The sequence below is a fragment of the Paenibacillus sp. FSL H7-0940 genome (assembly GCF_037979415.1).
Classification (GTDB): Bacteria; Bacillota; Bacilli; order Paenibacillales; family Paenibacillaceae; genus Paenibacillus; species Paenibacillus amylolyticus.
In genome coordinates, this window is record NZ_CP150280.1 from 1,557,541 (window position 1) to 1,577,666 (window position 20,126).

Genomic DNA, 20,126 nt, shown 5'->3' on the forward strand with positions numbered 1-20,126 from the left:
GTTTTACTTTTGCAGAGGCAGGTGCATTCATGTCCAACATGTTAAGCAAAGAACAATTGGCAGACATCCTTTTACAGCTTTTAGAGCGTACATCTTTCCCTAGGGAACAGATGCAGAACTATGTTAACCGCTTGTTTGAGACCTTTAAATGGGATGGGGTGCCCTATGTAGAGAGTAGAGAAGATGCGTATATCGTTCGAATTTACGAACGTGGTCTCGTCTCGTTGGAGAAACGGGTGAAACAGCCGGATGAAGTCATCTATTGGTTGCTGGAAGATATTATTTTCACCGCGACGCATGTAGGGTTGTTGGAAAGACATGGCGTGGATAATAAAGAAATGCATTTGAACTATACAAATGAAGTGATGAAAGACCTGAACAAGGGTGTTCTGGAAGCCTTCCAGCAGATCGGTAATCCGTATTTACATTGGCATCAGACGGGTAAACGTCAGGAGTTAGAGGGCATGGCATAAAGAAAAGTGAGGTGTGTTACGTGAGCGAGCAAGATATTAATGATGTATGGTATGACTATGCTGTGTTATTTGTCGAAAAAAAGAATGAATCTGAACAGGGCTGGGCATCGTTGACTTCGAACGAGCAGGACATTGCTGCTTTATGGCTGTTAGAGGCGGATGTCTTTAATGGCGGTTTTATACAGTTTTTCTGCAACTGGGGGGAAGAGGTATACCGTTACGCGTTGCGGGCATTACATATCATTGGTGCGACTCAAGTCGTGGAGATTATAACGTCAGCATACGGCTGCATTGAGCATCTGAAAGAGGATGAAAGGCTTACTGAACTGTGGGATATTCCTAAATTCCTGACAAAGGAACAAGAGCAGCAGTTAGATGCGCTGGATCAGAAGTTTTGGAACAATGAGGATCAGATCGCGGAGAAAGCCTATCGTTATTATCACGGAAAATTGAACATGGTGATTATATAATCTGGTTTCAACTATGCATCCGTTGTTCTGTTCGAAGATTAATACTTGGTCTTGCAATGACTGAAACGTTCGGCTATACTTGCTATAAATTGAATACATGAATCACGTTGATAGAGCGCAGTAGCGGCTTTGTCCCTGTTACAGAAAGTCAGGGGTTGATGGAACCTGATACATACAAGGGCTGCGAATTACACTCTGGAGTACTTGGGTAATGCCAAGCGGATGGGCAAACGATATATTGCCAAAAGTGGTATGGATAACGTGTTAAGTTCACGTGTTGTCCATGCAATTTGGGTGGTACCACGGTTATAATAATCGTCCCTGTGTCTAATGAAGACAAGGAGGCGATTTTTTTGTGTCCAAAAAAGCCGTTCCAGCGTGTAATTTCGTAATTTAACGTAGATCATCACTGAATCTTGAGGATAGAAAAGGGGTTATACACATGAATATTATTGATGAACTACAGTGGCGTGACGCCATTAACCAGCAGACAGATGCAGAGGGACTGCGTGAGTTGACTGAAACCAAATCAATCTCACTGTACTGCGGCGTTGACCCTACGGGGGATAGCATGCATATCGGACATCTCATTCCATTCATGATGCTGAAACGTTTTCAACTGGCAGGACACCGTCCGGTTATTTTGATTGGTGGAGCTACAGGTACGATTGGTGATCCAAGTGGTCGGCAGGCAGAACGTTCTTTGCAGACGATGGAGCAAGTGCAGGAGAATGTGGATGCACTGACAGCACAGATGAAGAAGTTGTTTGTAACAGACGGTGATAATCAGGTTCGCATGGTGAACAACTACGATTGGACACACAAAATCAATGTGATTGAATTCTTGCGTGACTACGGCAAAAACTTTAACCTCAACACAATGCTGGCTAAGGATGTAGTTGCGAGCAGACTGGAAGGCGGAATCTCGTTCACCGAGTTTTCCTACCAAATCCTTCAATCACTCGACTACCTGCACCTGTTCCAGAACGAAGATGTACAGCTTCAAATCGGCGGTTCCGATCAATGGGGGAATATCACGAGTGGTCTTGATCTGATTCGCAAAAAAGAAGGATCTGAAGCGAAGGCGTACGGTCTGACTATTCCGCTCATGCTCAAATCCGACGGTACGAAATTCGGTAAAACAGCTGGCGGCGCAATCTGGCTTGACCCGAACAAAACAACACCATTTGAGTTCTACCAGTTCTGGGCGAATACAGATGACCGTGATGTGATCAAATACTTGAAATACTTTACCTTCCTGAGCAAAGAAGAAATTGAAGCTTTGGCTGAAAAGGTAGAGACAGAGCCGCACAGACGTGAAGCACAGAAAGCACTCGCGGAAGAAATGACAAAATTCGTTCACGGCGAAGAAATGCTAGAACAGGCTAAACGTATTACAGCGGCGCTGTTCAGTGGTGATATCCGTTCCCTGACAGCAGATGAAATCGAGCAGGGTTTCAAGGAAATGCCAACATTCGAAACGGACGGCGAAGCGAAAAATATCGTCGACTGGCTCGTAGATCTGGGGTTGGAGCCATCCAAACGCCAGGCCCGTGAGGATGTCACTAAAGGCGCTATCTCCATGAACGGTGAGAAAATCACGGACCTTGAATTCACAGTGTCGGCAGAGCATGCCATTGGGAGTAAATTCATCATTATCCGTAAAGGTAAGAAGAACTACAGCCTGGTTAAACTACAATCCTAGTTTCCAAGAATTAGAACGTAACACAGAGACGTATAGAGACTATAATAGACACACAAATAAAGCTACAAATACAGAAACAAAAAGACCGCCTTCCATCTCTGTCAGGACAGAGGGGAGGCGGTCTTTCGTATATCAGGCCAGTGAGTGACCTATCTTATTGATTAACGATCGCTGTGATTTCTTCATCCAGATCAAGTCGTACATTCTCACGGTACGCCCGGATGTTGTATTCACTGTGCAGGTAACGAAGAATCGCTTCAATCATATTGGACTCCACCAGATATTGACTACGGCCTTGAATCCAAACTTCAGCGGAATAACCTGTATCTTCTTCCCAACTCAGTTCTACATTCACATCGGTTGGACGTACACCCTTACGTTCTGCCATATGAATACAGATTGCATTCACAATTTCATCCATGCTCAGAACCATAGAGATTAGTACCGTCCGTTTCTGTTACGGTCATCATCACGATCATTGCGACGGTCATAACGACCATCCGCTGCAGGTTTGCGACGATTGGAGATGGCTCTGAAGAGTGCCATAGCCAGCATAACAATCAACATAATTGCTGCAACGTTCACGAGCAATCCAAGGATGTTACCCAGAGCGCCCATGCCACCGAACAATCCGCCAAACATCATACCAGCAAGACCACCAAGCATCATGCCTTTCATGAATCCGCCGCCACCGCCGAAGAATCCGCCACGGTTCGTTGTAGCTGCTCCATTGCTGGAGTTGTTATTCGTATTCGATTTGCTTACATTGCTGTCGGATTTCTTAGGTGTATTGCTATAACTTTTCGTACCGGATTTGAATCCGCCACCACGTCTTGCATCCGCAGAATCCGGATTCGTTACTCCCACTGTTGCGAACAATAATGTAAAGGCCATAAATACCATCATTAGATGTTTAACTCCGAATTTTTTCTTCATTGTAAAGATCGTAACCCCCCGATTAATTTGTTTGAATCGCCCAAAAATGGGCCTTACTCATGTAATACGGTCAACTTGCAGGAACGTTTCAAATTTTATTAAATTTCTGAAACGCTTGGACTTGGGTCTTGAATTGCAGCTTGGCCATCAAGCAATTGGGTAACCCAATGACACCATTCCAGGCCTGTTTGTGCGTGCATTAACCCTTTTTGTACCAGGATGTAGCTTCCAAAATCTCGGTTGCCTACACGAAGATTATCCTGAGGTATACGTGACTTCAGATCCTCGAAATAACGTATGCGTTCCATAAACCAGCTTTTACGCTCGTTAAGAATGCGTCTCATGCTTCCGTCTTCCGCTATGCCAACACACAAAATACGCAAATTAAATTCATCGCGTGTAACCGGTGCGGTAACAGGAGTAATCATCCATTCCAAGAGCTTTTCAATGCCTTTTTCCGTAACTGCGTACATTTTCTTGTCCGGTTTGTCAGACTGTTGTACCCAGCGGGAGGCCAATAACTCATCGTTTTCCATCTTGGACAGGAGTGGATAGATCTGGCTGTGTTTCGCCTGCCAATGAGGCTGGATTTTCAGCATCAGATCATAGCCCGATGACTCCTCGCGGGTAAGCAGCCCGAGTAATCCGTAGGAAAGTATGTTCATGCACATGTCTCCTTAATATTAGGGCTAGGTCAGAGAGAACAATCGTTTTTACTTTCTTTGACCGCTTTCATAAAAAGTGTACACTGAAACTGTATGGTTTGACAACCTGACAGAACAACTGCCTTAATTTAGACAAAAAAAGTGCGAACCATAAGGTCCGCACTCCAAACCATTTAGAGAGATGCCTGTTGTCCATACCCCTCAGCGACAAGATCAAGCTCACCTGTGGCAGAATCGATAACCATGCCGTGGACGGGTACATTGGGAGGAAGTAAAGGATGCTTCTTGATCACTTCCACAGTATGTTTTACCCCTTCTTCGACGCTGTCAAACCCGCGCAACCATTTTTGCAAACGGATGCCAGAGTTCTCCAGAGTAGTCATGACTTCTTCCGATACGCCACGCTCAACCATATGTCCAATCATGGTCTCAGCGTGAAGGGAAGCCATACCACATTCCGTATGCCCCACTACCAGGACTTCATCTGCACCCAGTTCATAGATGGCGACAAGTACACTACGCATTACACTCCCGAAAGGCTGAGAGATAATTGCACCTGCGTTTTTAATGATTTTCACATCGCCGTTTTTCAAGTTCATAGCCTTGGGCAGCAATTCCACCAAACGTGTATCCATACAAGTGATGATAACCATCTTTTTGGTTGGAAACTTGCCAGCCGTATACTTTTCGTATTCTTTAGTCTCGACAAATGATTTGTTGTAAGTCAAAATCTCTTGAATGTTGTTCATGTCCATTGCCTCCTGTTATCCAATACGACGAGCACGGCCACTTGCATATGATGCAGCTTGTCCTACGCGCCTTTGCTTTAATAGTATTTCACGGTCAGCAGATGGCATTACTCCAACCCTTTAGAGGTTGTTCAAAAAGTCCACTTTTGATTACGAATCATGCCTGAGGGCATCATCAGCATCGAAGTTGAACGCCATTTCTATCTTCGCGGTAATGAAAACCAGACTTTTTGAACACGTATCTTTAGGAGAACAATGCAATTTTCATCTGTTAAAAGTTGATTATACGCAATGCAAAAAGTATCATCAATAGGGTATAACATTTTTTTTGAAGAGGTGAACGATAACAATGGATAAACAAACACAGGAACATTTGGAATCCTTCCGTAATCTGGCTCGTAAAATTAAGAGCTATCATGAAGCCATTGGTTTGCTTCACTGGGATCTGCGCACAGGTGCGCCGAAAAAAGGCGTTCCGACTCGCTCCGAGACGCTGGGTATGTTGTCCACCGAAGCATTCAAGCTGCAAACCTCGGCTGACATGAAGACTTACCTGGATGCATTAACGACTCCAGCAGTATCGGAACAGCTCGAAGATATAGATCGTCGTCTGGTTGAAGATTGCAAGAAAGAATATGATCGCAGTCAATCCGTACCACCTGAGAAAGTACAAGCATATACGGTGCTCACGGCCAAGTCCGAAACGGCATGGGAAGATGCCAAGCATAACAGTGATTTTGCTGGATTCTCACCTTATCTCACAGATATCGTTAAGCTCAAACAGGAGTTTATTGATTATTGGGGTGTGAAGGATACACGTTATGATACGCTGCTTGATATGTATGAACCGGATCTGACGGTTGAGAAAGTGGACGCTGTGTTCGCCCGCCTCAAAGCACGTTTGGTGCCTCTACAAGAGAAGATTAATGCTTCAGAAAACAAGCCAAATACAGAGTTCCTGAATCAGTTGTTTGACACCAAACAACAGGAAAAATTCAGTCTGTTCATCCTGGAACAAATGGGCTATGACTTTGAAGCTGGACGATTGGACGAGAGTGTTCATCCTTTTGCAACGGGTCTTAACCCGGGTGATGTGCGGATCACTACACATTATCTGCAAGATGATGTAGCAAGCGCAGTCTTCAGTTCACTGCATGAGGGTGGACATGCCCTGTACGAGCAAAATATTGATGACAGTCTGGCGGGTACCCTTCTTGCCGAAGGAACGTCCATGGGGATTCATGAGTCCCAGTCCCGTCTTTGGGAAAACATGATTGGTCGCAGCCTGCCATTCTGGACACGTTATTACAAAGATTTGCAGCAGCATTTCCCGCAACTGAGCGAGGTTGAACTGGAAGATTTCTATCGTGCAATCAACCGGGTGGAGAGTTCACTCATTCGGATCGAAGCGGATGAACTGACCTATAACCTGCATATTATTATCCGATATGAGATCGAGAAAATGTTATTCAACGATGGTCTGGAAGTGAAAGACCTGCCAGAGACCTGGAATGCAAAATACAAGGAATACCTAGGTATTATGCCAACGAATGATGGAGACGGTGTTCTTCAGGATGTTCACTGGTCTGGTGGTGACTTTGGTTACTTTGCTTCGTATTCTCTGGGTAATATGTATGCAGCTCAAATTCTACATACATTGCGCAAGGAAATGCCGGAGTTTGATACCCTCATTGCCGAAGGAAATCTGATTCCAATTAAGGAATGGCTTACAGACAAGATCTACCAGTATGGTAGAAGTCGCACACCTTCCGAATTGATTGTTGCCGTAACGGGTGAAGAATTGAACCCGGATTATCTGGCCGATTATCTGGAAGCCAAATATGCCGAGATTTACAAGCTGTAGATATCCCATATATAACATATTAAATAACATATCGAAGAGCTGAAGAGCCGGGCAACATTGCCCGGCTCTTTTTTGCATTTAAGTTCTTAACCTTTTGTTGGGCATCGGCATATCCATAATAGAGAGAAACTGCTGAAACCAGTGAAGGAGGGAAACAACATGAAATACACGCCATGGTTCGTCCGGGGCATCGTTATTCTGCTGATTATCATTGTGGCGCTCACCAGCTGTAATAAGGAAGAGAATGAAGCCAAGATTACGATTGGCGAAGTGACTCGTTCGGTATTTTACGCACCGGAGTATGTGGCTGTGGCTCAAGGTTTTTTTGAAGAACAGGGACTTGAGGTGGATATTCAAACGACTGCTGGTGGTGACAAAACGATGGCGGCATTACTCGCAGGTTCGGTGGATATCGCACTGGTAGGGGCGGAGACATCCATATATGTCTATCAGCAGGGAGCGGAAGATGCGGTTATTAACTTTGCCCAGCTCACCCAGACGGATGGTACATTTCTGTTCGCTCGTAACACAGAAGGTAGCTTCGATTGGGAGCAACTGAGGGATTCCACATTTCTCGGTCAACGCAAAGGCGGCATGCCGCAAATGGCAGGGGAGTTCGCACTGAACAAACATGGCATTGATCCGCAAAGTGATCTGGAGCTGATTCAAAATGTGGACTTTGCCAACATTGCGTCTGCTTTCGCTTCAGGCACGGGAGATTATGTTCAACTGTTTGAACCCCAGGCATCCATCTTTGAACAAGAAGGTCGGGGTAAGGTTGTTGCATCGTTTGGCACAGAAGGTGGTCTTCTGCCTTACACCGTCTTCATGACGAAACAGAGTTATCTTAACGACAATAAGGATATCGTACAGAAGTTTACGAATGGTCTACACAAAGCGCAGGCATGGGTGGATTCCCATACGGCTGAAGAGATTGCTGAAGTCATTTCTCCTTTTTTCAAAGACATCGATCCAGCCATTTTGGTAAGTAGTGTGAACCGTTATAAGGAACAGGGCAGCTATGCAACGGATCCGATCATTGATGAGGAAGAGTGGAACAATCTGCTTGATGTCATGAGTGCCGCCGGAGAGTTGAAAGAACGTGTGGATTTGAATGCCATTGTGGATAATGCCCATGCGGAAGAAGCTACGAAATCAAAGTAATGGGGTATTCAGGAAAGGAAGTGAGCAGAATGCCTGAATCCGAAAGTGTGATCCGACTGGAGGGGATCTCTCAAGTATACGTCAGCGAGCGGGAAGCTTCCTTGGTGCTTGAGGACTTGAGTCTGGAGATCCAAAAAGGAGAGTTCGTCAGTCTGGTTGGACCGAGTGGATGCGGTAAAACGACATTGTTGTCGATCATCGCCGGGCTGCTCACACCCACCCGAGGAGAGGTTAAGGTTAAAGGTAAACTCGTTGGCGGCCCCTCAGCACAGATTGGTTATATGCTTCAACAGGACTATCTGTTTCCGTGGCGGACCATTCTGGATAATGCATTAATCGGTCTTGAACTGACAGGCAGACTGGATGAACGGAGCCGTGAGCGTGTACGGGAACTGCTGGTAAGTATGGGATTGGCCGGAACGGAGAATCAGTACCCTTCAGAGCTTTCAGGAGGCATGAGACAGCGAGTAGCCCTGGTGCGCACGCTGGCAACCGATCCGGGGATTTTATTGTTGGATGAACCATTCTCAGCACTTGATTATCAAACCAAGCTGCAATTGGAGGATCTGGTCTCGGACACGTTAAAACAGTTTGGCAAAACATCTGTTCTCGTCACCCATGATTTGTCTGAAGCCATTGCGGTCAGTGACCGCGTCATTGTACTGGATCGCAATCCGGGCCGCATCCGTCGTGAATTTATCATTCCCGATGGAATTCGTAAATCTCAGCCGTTTCATGCCAGGGAGCAAGAAGGATTTAATGCGTTGTTTCAGGCATTGTGGAGTGAACTGGATCAGTCCGGGGGAGGTGAGGAAGACGCGTGAATCCAATGAATCCGAAGCAGGAAAAGCGTGACGAATGGATGGGGCAGCTGCATCGGAATCATATTCAGCAGGTGGCCAGATGGCGACATCAAGTGCTTGCCGTACAGTTATCTATGTTAGTATGTATGTTTTTGCTATGGGAAGTGGCAGGCAGACTCCGTTGGATTGATGTACTGTTATTCAGTTATCCGAGTAAGGTTTTTGCCCAGATTGGCAAGGACATCGCTAGTGGCGAGTTGTGGGCACATGTTGGGGTAACCGTAGGGGAAACGGCAGTTGGTTTTTTATTGGGAACACTGGTGGGAACCTTGCTTGCGGTTTTAATTTGGTGGTCTCCTTTTTTGTCCAAGGTGCTGGACCCCTATATGGTTGTGTTTAACAGTATGCCAAAGGTAGCACTTGGCCCGATCTTTATTGTGATGTTCGGCGCGGGTTTTACAGCGATTGTTATGACCACATTGTCTATCACGGTCATTATCACGACACTGGTGGTGTATAACAGCTTCAATGAAGTGGATCCCAATTATATTAAAGTCATTCGTACGTTTGGTGGAGACCGTTCCGAGATTTTTACAAAAGTTGTATTACCTGCTTCTTTTCCGGCGATTGTATCCACTTTGAAAGTGAACGTTGGCATGGCTTGGGTGGGTGTAATTGTGGGTGAGTTTCTTGTCGCCAAACAAGGGCTTGGTTATCTCATTATCTACGGATTCCAGGTATTCAACTTCACACTTGTATTATCAAGTCTGTTAATTATTGCTGCAGTTGCAACAGCCATGTACCAACTTGTTGTCTATGCAGAACGCAAAATGCTGGCTGGCCGCAGGTGATTCTGAAGTGTTTTACTCGTAATGTGACCGGGTATGATATGTATACAATTTCACAAGGGGTGTCACGTTGCCCGATACCGTAAAATCAAGTACCATATTTAGTATGATTATTCCGCGCAGATCCGGAATGAATGCGATGATTGGAGAAGAGGGCCTTGAGGTTCTGTCGCAACGATCTAACTTGCCAGCGTCCCTCATTCGGGGCGTGTTGCTGTGACCGGCATGCATGCGCATGTCGGTTGATGTCGTCTAGTTTACTTTTGGATGAGACATACTAGTCATGATAAATGAATGAGGCGACGAGCTGGCTAAGAATTTTTTTGCAGCTTAGAGGAGATGGAATGTTAAATGGGTTTTAGGGTAATTAAAACTGCAATCGCCGCATTAATGGCTGTATTGATTGCAGACTGGTGTCGCTTGCCGGGACCAACATCAGCGGGATTGCTTGCCATTCTTGGCGTGGATGTAACGAGAAAACGAAGTATTCGCACCATATCGGCGCGGTTCTTTGCTTCCGTAGTTGGACTTTTATTTGCAAGTGTACTTTTTCACTTTCTAGGCTTCCATTATTGGGTGCTGGCGGTATACATATTGATCGCATTCCCGGCTATTGTCCGGGTAGGATTTAAAGAAGGTATTGTTACAGGTTCTGTTGTGGTGTTTCGGGTGTTCGGCGGCGGGGAGATGGACGTGCATGTCGTCCTCGTACAAATTGCTTTGTTGTTAATTGGTCTTGGTTCCGCAATGGCGGTTAACCTGGCCTATATGCCGGCAGCAGATCCACAGATGCTGCGCATTCGCAAACGAATCGATGAACTCTTCTCGAAGATTTTCAAGGAATTTGCGGCCACGCTGCGTAATCCCAATGAAGCATGGGCAGGGAGAGAGCTGATTGAAGCAGATAAAGCGATCCTTGGCGGTATTGATGCTGCCAAGCGGTCTCTGGAGAATCAGGTGATTCATCCGAATGAGGAATGGAGTGTCTACTTCTATATGCGCAAAACGCAGTTGGACTCCATCCAGCACATGATGCATCTCGTGTCCCAGATCTATCAGAAGATGCCACATGCGGAGATGGTATCGGAGCTGTTCGATCAGCTTAGTCAGGACGTACTCACTGAATCCTACACGGGACGAACTGAAAAACTTCTTGCAGATGTGCAAGAAGAATTCAAACGTATGGAGCTGCCGGATACAAGGGAAGAATTCGAGATTCGTTCTGCAATTCTCCAGCTGTGCCGCGAACTCGCGCTGTATCTGAAAGTCGCGAAGAAGGACAAAGCACCGTCCCCAATCTCGGACCGGTCCCAATCTACAAACGAATAATAGAAAATAGTTGTCACCCTAGACGAATGCCCTGCATACACTTGTAGTGAATGATTGTATGGAGGAGGTTTAAAGATGTCATTGAGTCATAAACATCAATGTAGAGAGATTATCACGAAGGCGATCTGCGGCAAAGGTCGTAAGTTCTCTACCGTAACACATACCGTGACTCCGCCAAATGGTCCGACAAGTATTTTGGGGGCTTGGATTATCAACCACCAATATGAAGCCGTATCAGCGGGTGACGGAATTGAAGTTATTGGTACTTACGATATCAACATTTGGTATTCCTACGACAAGAACTCTCAGACGGATGTAGCCAAAGAAACGGTCTCGTATGTAGAACATGTGCCTTTGTCCTATCTGGACCCGAAACACCGGACTTCCACAGTGGAGGTATCTGCGGATGCAACGCAGGAACCTAGCTGTGTGGAAGCCACAGTATCAGCAGGTGGAAGCAGTGTAATTATCCGGGTAGAACGGGAATTCGCTGTGGAACTCGTTGCCGAAACCAAAGTTTGTGTGAAGGTCTGCACAGATGGTTGCGGTGACTACGAAGACAAGGACTATGACTTTGGCAGTGCCGATGGAGATTATGACGATCTCGATCCCGATCTGCTCGACGATGAGCTGTGAGTTTGACGCCTGTATTTGATAACCTAAGGTATCATATGCGCCAGAAGGCGCGGTGAAGAGGGCGTAAGCCCTCTTTCTTCTTAAATATTAAAAAATGGGTGGTAACGAGCCTCGCAATGTGCCTGGAATACCTTTCACGGGAAGGCTCCGCATTGCGGGGTTATTTTTATTTTAGTTGCATGATCCGGGAGGGGGGACGTAATGAATGTGATGGAACAAGCGGAGGAAGCGCTGCGCCGATATGAAAGGATGACTTCTGGAGAACGTGCAGAACGGTTGAAACAGGCAGGCATTGAAGTATTGTCACTGCACGATCGGCGCAAACGTGAACCAGGCTTGCGTGTACGCTATGACGTAGAGATAAGCTGTCTGCAGGCGATCCGGATCAAACGCAAGGATACTAGTGGCATGGGAGGGGCACAGGAAACTCTGTTGGAGCGTGAAGCGAGTTCAACCTTGTTCAAGCGCATAGAACGACTTGCGATCAAAACGCTGTATACGCTAGGGCTGGATCATGGAGCTGTTCGAATGGAATCCTCAGGGAATGGCGGCTGTGCAGTGATTTCGATCGACCCGTGTCCCTGGAAAGGGGTGACCAACCTTGCTGCTACCTATAGGGAAAGCTGGAAGCAGCATCAGGAACTGCTGGATGAGGAACTGAGTCACAGACCCATTCCAATACTCGGCATGGACCCGGAGTTTCTTCTGGTGCAGATGCCGGAATCCAAAATCGTACCCGCCTCCAGATTTCTTGAACGTACAGGAATGGCAGGCTGTGATTCCGTGACGATTGGTGGACGGCGCATATATCCGGTTGCCGAATTGCGGCCTGCTCCCAGCTCCGAACCACGAGAACTGCTGGCTCATCTGATGAGGGCATTCGCAGCTGCTTCCCGCAGCATTAGTGATCACTCGCTCATCTGGCAGGCAGGAGGGATGCCACAACGGGGGTTACCTTTGGGTGGTCATATTCATTTTAGCGGGGTGAATCTTACCGGGGAACTGCTTCGTGCACTGGACAATTATCTGGCATTGCCACTGGCATTTCTGCAAGACCCCCGTGGATCGGGAAGACGACCCCGTTATGGAGCACTTGGTGATTTTCGTCTGAAATCCTATGGTGGGTTTGAGTATCGTACGTTACCCAGCTTTCTTGTGTCGCCCCTTGTTGCGAAAGGTGTTGTGGCCTTGGCAGGTCTGATCGCGAGCGGGTATACTCAATTACGGCAGCGTCCGTTGGCGAAAGCTGAGGTTCATGCCGCTTTTTATGAGGGAAAGCGCGAAGTGATTAAGGAACACATCCCAGCACTCGTAGATGATCTGAAGAGGTTGGATGGATATGCACGTTATGAACGATATGCGTCTCCGTTAATCCTTCAATTAAAACTGGGAAGAACTTGGGATGAGAGTCGCGATATTCGCAAACTCTGGAATATTCGGGCAGGTTCATGAAGTACGGGCGTTTTTTTGATATAATAAGAAACAAGTCTTTTATGAGTAATAAGCTACTACGGAAGATATGGAGCAGCAACCCTTGAAGGAAGTGGCGATTAGCCAACACATAAGGCGGAGGCGCAAACACAGTGCCTGACCGTCTTATTGTCCTTCCAGGACGCGTTTCTTCCTGACATTATAGGAACGGGATGGAGGATATTCATCATGGCTCAGTATACGCCAATGATTCAACAATATTTGCAAGTGAAGGCCGAAGCACAAGATGCTTTTCTATTTTTTAGACTGGGTGACTTCTATGAATTGTTCTTCGAGGATGCGATTAATGCTTCCCGTGAACTTGAGATCACGCTGACCGCACGCAACGGAGGCACGGATGATAAAATTCCGATGTGTGGTGTACCTTATCATTCGGCTGACAATTACATACAGCGTCTGATTGAAAAAGGATATAAAGTTGCGATATGTGAACAGATGGAAGATGCAAGTGTAACCAAAGGCATGGTACGACGTGAAATTGTACGTGTGGTTACACCGGGAACGGTAATGGAAGGCAAGACACTCGGTGACAAGTCCAACAACTACATGGTGTGTCTTACAGGTAATCAAAATACGCTGGCGCTCGCGGCCTGTGATCTGTCAACGGGTGAGTTGTATGTGACATCCGTACCCTATTCCAAGGAATGGCTCAAGGATGAAATCGGCATCTACGAACCATCGGAGCTGGTGGGGGATGCAGCGCTGCTTGAAACAGTAGAAGCCGAGGCGTCTCCAATCGGTCGTCCTGTGGTCTACACGTCGTGGACAAAGAATAAGGAAGATCTGGTCCGTCAGCAGTTTGGCGAGGCTGTCTGGGCAAGATTAGAGCCTGAACGTCAAGCGTGCATTGCACGTCTTTTCTCCTATCTGAGTGAGACACAGAAACGTTCTCTGGGGCAGTTAACTCAAATCTCAACGTATGAGCCCGATCATTACATGATCTTGGACCCGTTTACCCGCCGGAACCTGGAATTGGTGGAAACTGTGCGTGAACGCTCCAAAAAAGGTTCATTACTCTGGTTGCTTGATCGGACCGAGACGTCCATGGGTGCGAGAATGCTGCGTCGTTGGGTCGATAAGCCATTGTTGCAAAAAGGGAAGATCAATGAGCGTCTGGAAGCTGTGGATACGCTATACAACCAGTTTATATTGCGTGAAGACCTGCGGGCAGAACTCAAAGACATCTACGATCTGGAGCGTCTGGTAGGTCGGATCGCGTTTGGTAATGCCAATGGTCGTGACCTGAATGCGCTCAAGTCATCGCTGGAGAAAATTCCAGGACTTCGTCAACATTGCGCAGGATCATCTTCCGCAACATTGCAACATATTGCTGAAACGATGGATGATTGCAATGATCTGCGTGAAGCCATCGGGCAAGCCATTGTGGACGAGCCGCCGGTATCGGTAAGGGACGGAGGTCTGATTCGTGAAGGGTACCATGAACGTCTGGATGAATTGCGTGAGGCTTCGGTTAACGGGAAACAGTGGATTGCCGAGCTTGAAGCGCGAGAGCGTGAGGCGACAGGCATTCGATCGCTGAAGATTGGATATAACAAAGTGTTTGGTTATTATATCGAGATCACCAAGTCCAATCTGTCCGCGCTGCCAGAGGGACGTTATGAACGTAAACAGACACTTGCCAATGCAGAACGTTACATTACGCCGGAGTTGAAGGAAAAAGAGACGTTGATTCTCGAAGCTCAGGACAAAATGGTTGATATTGAGTATGGGCTGTTCGCAGAGCTGCGCGAGCGGCTGAACAAAGAGATTGCAAGATTGCAGAAGCTGGCTGAACAGGTAGCGGAAATTGATGTGTATCAATCTTTTGCGGTGATCAGCGCTGAGCGAAACTTTGTACGTCCTACGTTGACCGACGGTTATGATCTGGTTGTGGAAGAAGGACGCCATCCGGTCGTTGAGGCGGTCATGCGAGATGGCTCATTTATTGCCAATCACACGGCAATGACCAAGGAAGAGGCACGTATTCTGCTGATTACTGGACCAAATATGGCTGGTAAGAGTACGTATATGCGACAGGTCGCTTTAATCTCCATTTTGGCGCAAGTAGGTTGTTTTGTACCTGCGGGTCAGGCGGAAGTGCCGATCATGGATCGCATTTTCACACGGATCGGTGCCGCGGATGATCTCATTGGCGGACAAAGCACATTCATGGTGGAGATGGCCGACATTCAGGTCATGACGGACAAAGCCACACCACGTAGTCTGATTATTATCGATGAATTGGGACGGGGAACGTCAACCAGCGAAGGTATGGCGATTGCACAGTCTGTTATTGAATATGTACATGATATTATCGGCTGTAAAGCTCTTGTATCAACTCATTTCCATGAGCTAGCTCATCTGGAGGAGAGTCTGGACAAGCTGGCCAACTACTCGATGGCGGTACAGGAGAGTGGTGACAAAGTTAATTTCCTGCGCAAATTGATTGCCGGGGCAGCCAGCAGCAGTTATGGTATCTATTGTGCACGCCTTGCAGGTCTGCCTGATAGTATTATTGAGCGGGCGAATGGACTATTGCATGGGTTCGAACATGCGGCCGCGCAAGTAGCTGTGGGCAGTGAATATATCGGAAACGAGAAGCAGGAAGAAGGCTTGAAATTAAAAGGTGGAGAATTCCAGCACACGGATTCAGCACCATTGATCCGGGAACACGAGATTGAGGAGAGTGCAGAGTACACACCTTCTATTGAAGATTCGGTTGGGAAGCAACATGCCAAGAAATCAAACAGCAAAGGACAGTCCAGCGCAAACCATTCGGATGTGGTTCAACTGTCCATCTTTGGAGATGATGAGCCGAATGTGGCAACGAAACCGGATGTAGTTGCGGTGGATAAACCAGCGCGAGAATTCATCCGTACGATGAAAGATATCGATGTCATGAATATGACGCCTCTTCAGGCGATGCAGATATTGAATGATCTCAAATTGAAGGCACAGCAATTATCCTGAGTATAAGGGAGGGGAAAACCTGTGGCGAAGATACATGTGCTTGATGAACATATTGCCAACCAGATCGCGGCGGGTGAAGTGGTCGAACGGCCTGCTTCAGTTGTCAAAGAGTTGCTCGAAAACTCGGTGGATGCAGGCGCCACCAAAATTGAAGTGACGGTGGAAGAGGGCGGACTCCTCAGTATTCGTGTCAAAGACAATGGTACAGGTATTGAGCCAGAGGACATGGAAACCGCCTTTTATCGTCATGCGACCAGCAAAATAGCCCATGGCCGAGATCTGTTTCAGATCACAAGTCTTGGATTCCGTGGCGAAGCCTTGGCGAGTATTGCCGCCGTGTCCAAGGTAGAGGTATTGTCGGCAAGTGACAATGATGGGCGGGGGCGCCGCATCGTAATTGAAGGCGGGAACCTTCGCACTCATGAAGACGCAACCTCACCCCAAGGTACAGATTTTGCAGTGAGAGAACTATTTTACAATACACCTGCCAGACTCAAATATATGAAAACGATCCAGACGGAACTGGGACATATATCAGATGTCCTTTACCGGATGGCGATGTCTCATCCAAACATTTCGTTCCGACTGCGCCATAATGAGAATGTGCTGCTTCAGACGTTGGGCAACGGCGATCTGCTACAAGTGGTTGCAGCGATCTATGGGACAAGTGCTGCCAAAGCGATGCTTCCCATCCAGGGAGAAAGTCTGGATTACCGGGTGAGCGGGCTGATCAGCCTGCCAGAATGGACACGAGCGAATCGTAATGGTATGTCAACGATTGTTAATGGGAGATTTGTTCGCAATTACGGTCTCAATCAGGCGATTCTCAAAGCCTACCATACCTTGCTGCCGATCAATCGCTTCCCACTTGTCGTGGTGCAGTTGGAGATGCACCCCTCTCTTGTGGATGTGAACGTGCATCCGGCGAAGTTGGAGGTTCGCTTTAGCAAGGAACCAGAACTGTATGAATTCATAGAGACGACGTTGCGGGGGATACTCCGGCAGGAGGTATTAATTCCACAGGTCAAAAAACAGCAGATTCGACGTGGGGACGATAACTCCTTTATTCAGGAGCAATTCCTCTTTCCGCGTGGTCCGCTGAAAGATGCATCTGATGCAGAGGGATATGGTCAACAGGGTCCACTAGGGAAACCTACTGCTGCACCGCTGAAGTTAACTACGGAAGATGATGATCTGGATCTGGATGCTCCGGCGGATGTGTCCACACCACAGCCGGTATCTGAACAGGGTCACTCAGTGCCGTTGCCCGAAGCTCCACCTGAGATTACACACCCCCCTGTGCAGTTAGAAAGTTGGAACGGGGATATTTGGCAGAAGATTGCTAGTTATGACGGGGGGCAGACATCCGCTAACGTGCAAGAAGGCACTAAGGATGTAAGTACAAATTTAAGTTCAAGTACAAGTTCTACCGAAACTGTTCCCAAATCTGACCTCTCTTCTCAAAATGGTGGGGATCGTGGAGCAACAGAGAAACCGCTGGCTGAAGGCAAACCAGCTACGTATCGCTCCGATTCCGTATATTCACCGGTTAGGGAAGCACGCTCATCGTATAATCCGTCTTCAGTTCCGAGAAGTGAACGGACGTGGAAAACTTCAGGTCTACCTGATGCCACTAAACTTGCTGCTGCCATTAAATCGGATGCATCCATGCCTGAATTTCCGGAGCTGAGTCTGATCGGACAGCATCATGGTACGTATTTGATCGCGCAAAATGACCAAGGTTTATATTTGATTGATCAGCATGCCGCTCATGAACGCGTAAATTATGAGTACTATTACGAGAAGTTTGGTAACCCTGCCCAGGCCTCACAAGAGTTACTGCTGCCTATTACGCTGGAGTTTACACCTTCGGAGACGGAAAAGCTGAAAACAAGGCTGGCTTGGTTCGAACAGGCGGGTGTATATTTGGAGCATTTCGGTGGACAGACGTTCCGTGTGCGCTCCCATCCGTTCTGGTTCCCCAAAGGGGACGAGAAAGACATTATCGAAGAAATGTCCGAGTGGGTGTTGAGTGAACGCAGCATAGATGTCGCCAAGATGCGAGAAGCTGCATCGATCATGTGCTCCTGCAAGGCGTCCATCAAAGCGAACCAAAAGCTGACGGATCAGGAAGCAGAAGTGCTAATTCAGCGATTGGGTTCATGTCGTCAGCCCTACACTTGTCCACATGGGCGGCCGATTGTGATTTCATTTTCAACATATGATCTGGAAAAATTGTTCAAACGTGTTATGTAGCTATTTAGGAGGAATCTATGTATATTACAACCGGTGAAAAGGAAGCGGCTTTACTTGTGGAGCGGGCCCAAAACCTTGCTGAAACAACAGGGGGTACTTACGTGCGCCGTAATAAAATGTCTCTGCCCATGATGATTGAACACTATGAGGCGGAGGAGGTTCTGGTTGTACTCCAGGGTAAAGTGCGTCTATTTCGGAAGGATTCACCGTTGCTGGAGTTCCACCCCAGCATGGGATTTGTTCGTGCCAAACGTATATTGCGAGGAGAACCTGATCCACTGCTGGAGGCGGGGGCGGTGAATGAAGGGGATACCATCATCGATTGTACAGCCGGACTGGGCACGGATGCACTGGTGTTCTCGGTTGCAGTGGGTAAAAGTGGACGGGTGATTGCATGTGAGAGCTCTCTTCCGCTATATACACTATTAGTGGAGGGGATGTCTCAATATGAGACGATCAAGCCAGCGGTAAATGAAGCTTTCCGGCGTATTGAGCTGCATCATGCGAATCATCTCGATTTGCTTCTATCGTTGCCAGATCAAAGCTGTGACACCGTATATTTTGACCCCATGTTTCGTGAGCCAATGATGGATTCAAGTGCTATACAGCCCTTGCGAGATTATGCAAATGCTCACGCGCTGGATGAACAGAGCATTATGGAAGCAAAACGGGTTGCCCGTAAACGGGTAGTCATGAAAGAAAAGCGCGGCAGCGCGGAGTTTGACAGGCTCGGATTTGAAATACTTGATCGGGCGAATGCAAAAACCCTGTACGGAGTGATTAATGTTGAAAGTGGAAGTTAAACCAAAACCTAAACTGCTTGTGTTGGTTGGACCAACAGCAGTAGGCAAAACAAGAATGAGCATCGAGCTTGCCCAAGCTTTCAATTGTGAGATTATCTCAGGAGATTCGATGCAGGTATATCGAGAAATGGATATCGGAACTGCCAAGATTACCTCTGAAGAAATGAAGGGTGTACCCCATCATCTCATTGATATCCATGAACCGGAGTATCCGTATTCTGTGGCCGAGTTTCAGGAGAGTTGCACACGATTGATTAGTGAAATCCACGAACGCGGTAAAATGCCTTTTATTGTAGGGGGCACCGGTCTGTATGTGGAATCGGTATGTTACGGCTTTCAATTTTCGGATAGCGGTTCGGATGAAGCGTTCAGAGAGGAACAATTCAGCTATGCTGAGCTAAATGGAGCTCAGGCCCTTCATGATCGACTGAGGGAAGTTGATCCCGTTAGTGCGGATCGTCTGCATCCGAATGACCAACGGCGAATTGTACGTGCGCTTGAGATCCATCATCTCACAGGAGAGAAGTGGTCTGATCAGCTGGCAGTACAGAAGAAAGAGTCACCTTATGACCTTCTTATTGTTGGTTTGACAATGGATCGGCAGAAGTTGTACGCCCGGGTAGAAGAGCGGATTGATCTGATGATCGAACAAGGTCTTGTGGATGAAGTGAAGTCCCTGTTGGAACGCGGAGTAGCCAGAGGTCATATTTCCATGCAAGGGCTGGGGTATAAGGAGATTGCAGCGTTCCTGCAAGGGGAAGTGAGTTGGGAAGCTGCGGTTGAGTGGTTGAAGAGGGATACGCGTCGGTTTGCCAAACGGCAGCTTTCTTGGTTCCGCCATATGAAGGATATTGAATGGGTGGACATGACGGATACCCAAGATTTTGAAGGGAAATACAAGCAGATAAGTGAATTGATTACACAAAAATTTGATTGATTTGAGCGATTATTAGTATTCTTCTGA

General features: G+C 47.2%; 18 protein-coding genes and 1 other annotated feature. Of the genes, 14 read left to right on the plus strand and 4 right to left on the minus strand.

Annotated features, from left to right (window positions below):
* The first annotated feature begins 29 nt into the window (after positions 1-29).
* From MHB71_RS06930 to tyrS, 3 genes are all read left to right on the plus strand, one after another.
* Positions 30-473 (plus strand): Imm63 family immunity protein, encoded by a 444-nt coding sequence (locus tag MHB71_RS06930; RefSeq protein WP_340029153.1) that lies wholly within the window; start codon positions 30-32, stop codon positions 471-473.
* 20 nt (positions 474-493) lie between these two features.
* Positions 494-943 (plus strand): DUF4375 domain-containing protein, encoded by a 450-nt coding sequence (locus MHB71_RS06935; RefSeq protein ID WP_076317593.1) that lies wholly within the window; start codon positions 494-496, stop codon positions 941-943.
* Positions 944-1,041: 98 nt separating this feature from the next.
* Positions 1,042-1,269, plus strand: a binding site (T-box leader).
* Between the two features lie 116 nt (positions 1,270-1,385).
* On the plus strand, positions 1,386-2,648 hold the full coding sequence (gene tyrS, locus MHB71_RS06940; RefSeq protein WP_076328510.1) for a tyrosine--tRNA ligase: 1,263 nt from the start codon (positions 1,386-1,388) through the stop codon (positions 2,646-2,648).
* Between the two features lie 154 nt (positions 2,649-2,802).
* Here tyrS and MHB71_RS06945 read toward each other — a convergent pair whose 3' ends face one another.
* From MHB71_RS06945 to MHB71_RS06960, 4 genes are all read right to left on the minus strand, one after another.
* Positions 2,803-3,081, minus strand: a complete 279-nt coding sequence (locus MHB71_RS06945) for a YxcD family protein (RefSeq protein ID WP_017687903.1) — start codon at positions 3,079-3,081, stop codon at positions 2,803-2,805.
* 5 nt (positions 3,082-3,086) lie between these two features.
* Positions 3,087-3,584 (minus strand): hypothetical protein, encoded by a 498-nt coding sequence (locus tag MHB71_RS06950; protein WP_036613538.1) that lies wholly within the window; start codon positions 3,582-3,584, stop codon positions 3,087-3,089.
* Positions 3,585-3,682: 98 nt separating this feature from the next.
* Positions 3,683-4,249, minus strand: coding sequence for a PadR family transcriptional regulator (locus MHB71_RS06955; protein WP_036613540.1), 567 nt, complete (start codon positions 4,247-4,249; stop codon positions 3,683-3,685).
* A 173-nt stretch (positions 4,250-4,422) separates the two neighbouring features.
* On the minus strand, positions 4,423-4,998 hold the full coding sequence (locus tag MHB71_RS06960) for a carbonic anhydrase (RefSeq protein ID WP_036613541.1): 576 nt from the start codon (positions 4,996-4,998) through the stop codon (positions 4,423-4,425).
* A 349-nt stretch (positions 4,999-5,347) separates the two neighbouring features.
* Here MHB71_RS06960 and MHB71_RS06965 point away from each other — a divergent pair, with 349 nt between their 5' ends.
* The 11 genes from MHB71_RS06965 (at position 5,348) to miaA (ending at position 20,099) form a co-directional block, all read left to right on the plus strand.
* Positions 5,348-6,862 (plus strand): carboxypeptidase M32, encoded by a 1,515-nt coding sequence (locus MHB71_RS06965; RefSeq protein WP_036613543.1) that lies wholly within the window; start codon positions 5,348-5,350, stop codon positions 6,860-6,862.
* A 159-nt stretch (positions 6,863-7,021) separates the two neighbouring features.
* Entirely contained in the window at positions 7,022-8,026 is a 1,005-nt protein-coding gene (locus MHB71_RS06970; RefSeq protein ID WP_339186874.1) for an ABC transporter substrate-binding protein, read from the plus strand.
* 29 nt (positions 8,027-8,055) lie between these two features.
* A complete protein-coding gene (locus MHB71_RS06975) occupies positions 8,056-8,850 on the plus strand; it encodes an ABC transporter ATP-binding protein (RefSeq protein ID WP_047843426.1) in 795 nt (264 codons plus the stop codon).
* 5 nt (positions 8,851-8,855) lie between these two features.
* Entirely contained in the window at positions 8,856-9,680 is an 825-nt protein-coding gene (locus MHB71_RS06980; RefSeq protein ID WP_074096946.1) for an ABC transporter permease, read from the plus strand.
* Positions 9,681-10,028: 348 nt separating this feature from the next.
* Positions 10,029-11,006, plus strand: a complete 978-nt coding sequence (locus tag MHB71_RS06985; RefSeq protein WP_036613548.1) for an aromatic acid exporter family protein — start codon at positions 10,029-10,031, stop codon at positions 11,004-11,006.
* Between the two features lie 75 nt (positions 11,007-11,081).
* Complete coding sequence (locus MHB71_RS06990) at positions 11,082-11,642, plus strand: outer spore coat protein CotE (protein WP_017687912.1); 561 nt, start codon at positions 11,082-11,084, stop codon at positions 11,640-11,642.
* 201 nt (positions 11,643-11,843) lie between these two features.
* Positions 11,844-13,094, plus strand: coding sequence for a hypothetical protein (locus MHB71_RS06995; protein ID WP_340029154.1), 1,251 nt, complete (start codon positions 11,844-11,846; stop codon positions 13,092-13,094).
* Positions 13,095-13,301: 207 nt separating this feature from the next.
* The gene (gene mutS / locus MHB71_RS07000) at positions 13,302-16,103 is read left to right on the plus strand and encodes a DNA mismatch repair protein MutS (protein WP_340029155.1); all 2,802 of its coding nucleotides are present in this window, start codon (positions 13,302-13,304) and stop codon (positions 16,101-16,103) included.
* A gap of 21 nt (positions 16,104-16,124) precedes the next feature.
* On the plus strand, positions 16,125-18,359 hold the full coding sequence (gene mutL / locus MHB71_RS07005) for a DNA mismatch repair endonuclease MutL (RefSeq protein ID WP_340029156.1): 2,235 nt from the start codon (positions 16,125-16,127) through the stop codon (positions 18,357-18,359).
* 17 nt (positions 18,360-18,376) lie between these two features.
* Positions 18,377-19,162, plus strand: a complete 786-nt coding sequence (locus MHB71_RS07010; RefSeq protein WP_340029157.1) for a class I SAM-dependent methyltransferase — start codon at positions 18,377-18,379, stop codon at positions 19,160-19,162.
* Positions 19,143-20,099, plus strand: a complete 957-nt coding sequence (miaA, locus tag MHB71_RS07015; protein WP_036613558.1) for a tRNA (adenosine(37)-N6)-dimethylallyltransferase MiaA — start codon at positions 19,143-19,145, stop codon at positions 20,097-20,099. The genes MHB71_RS07010 and miaA overlap by 20 nt, the downstream gene beginning before the upstream one ends.
* Positions 20,100-20,126: the final 27 nt, after the last annotated feature.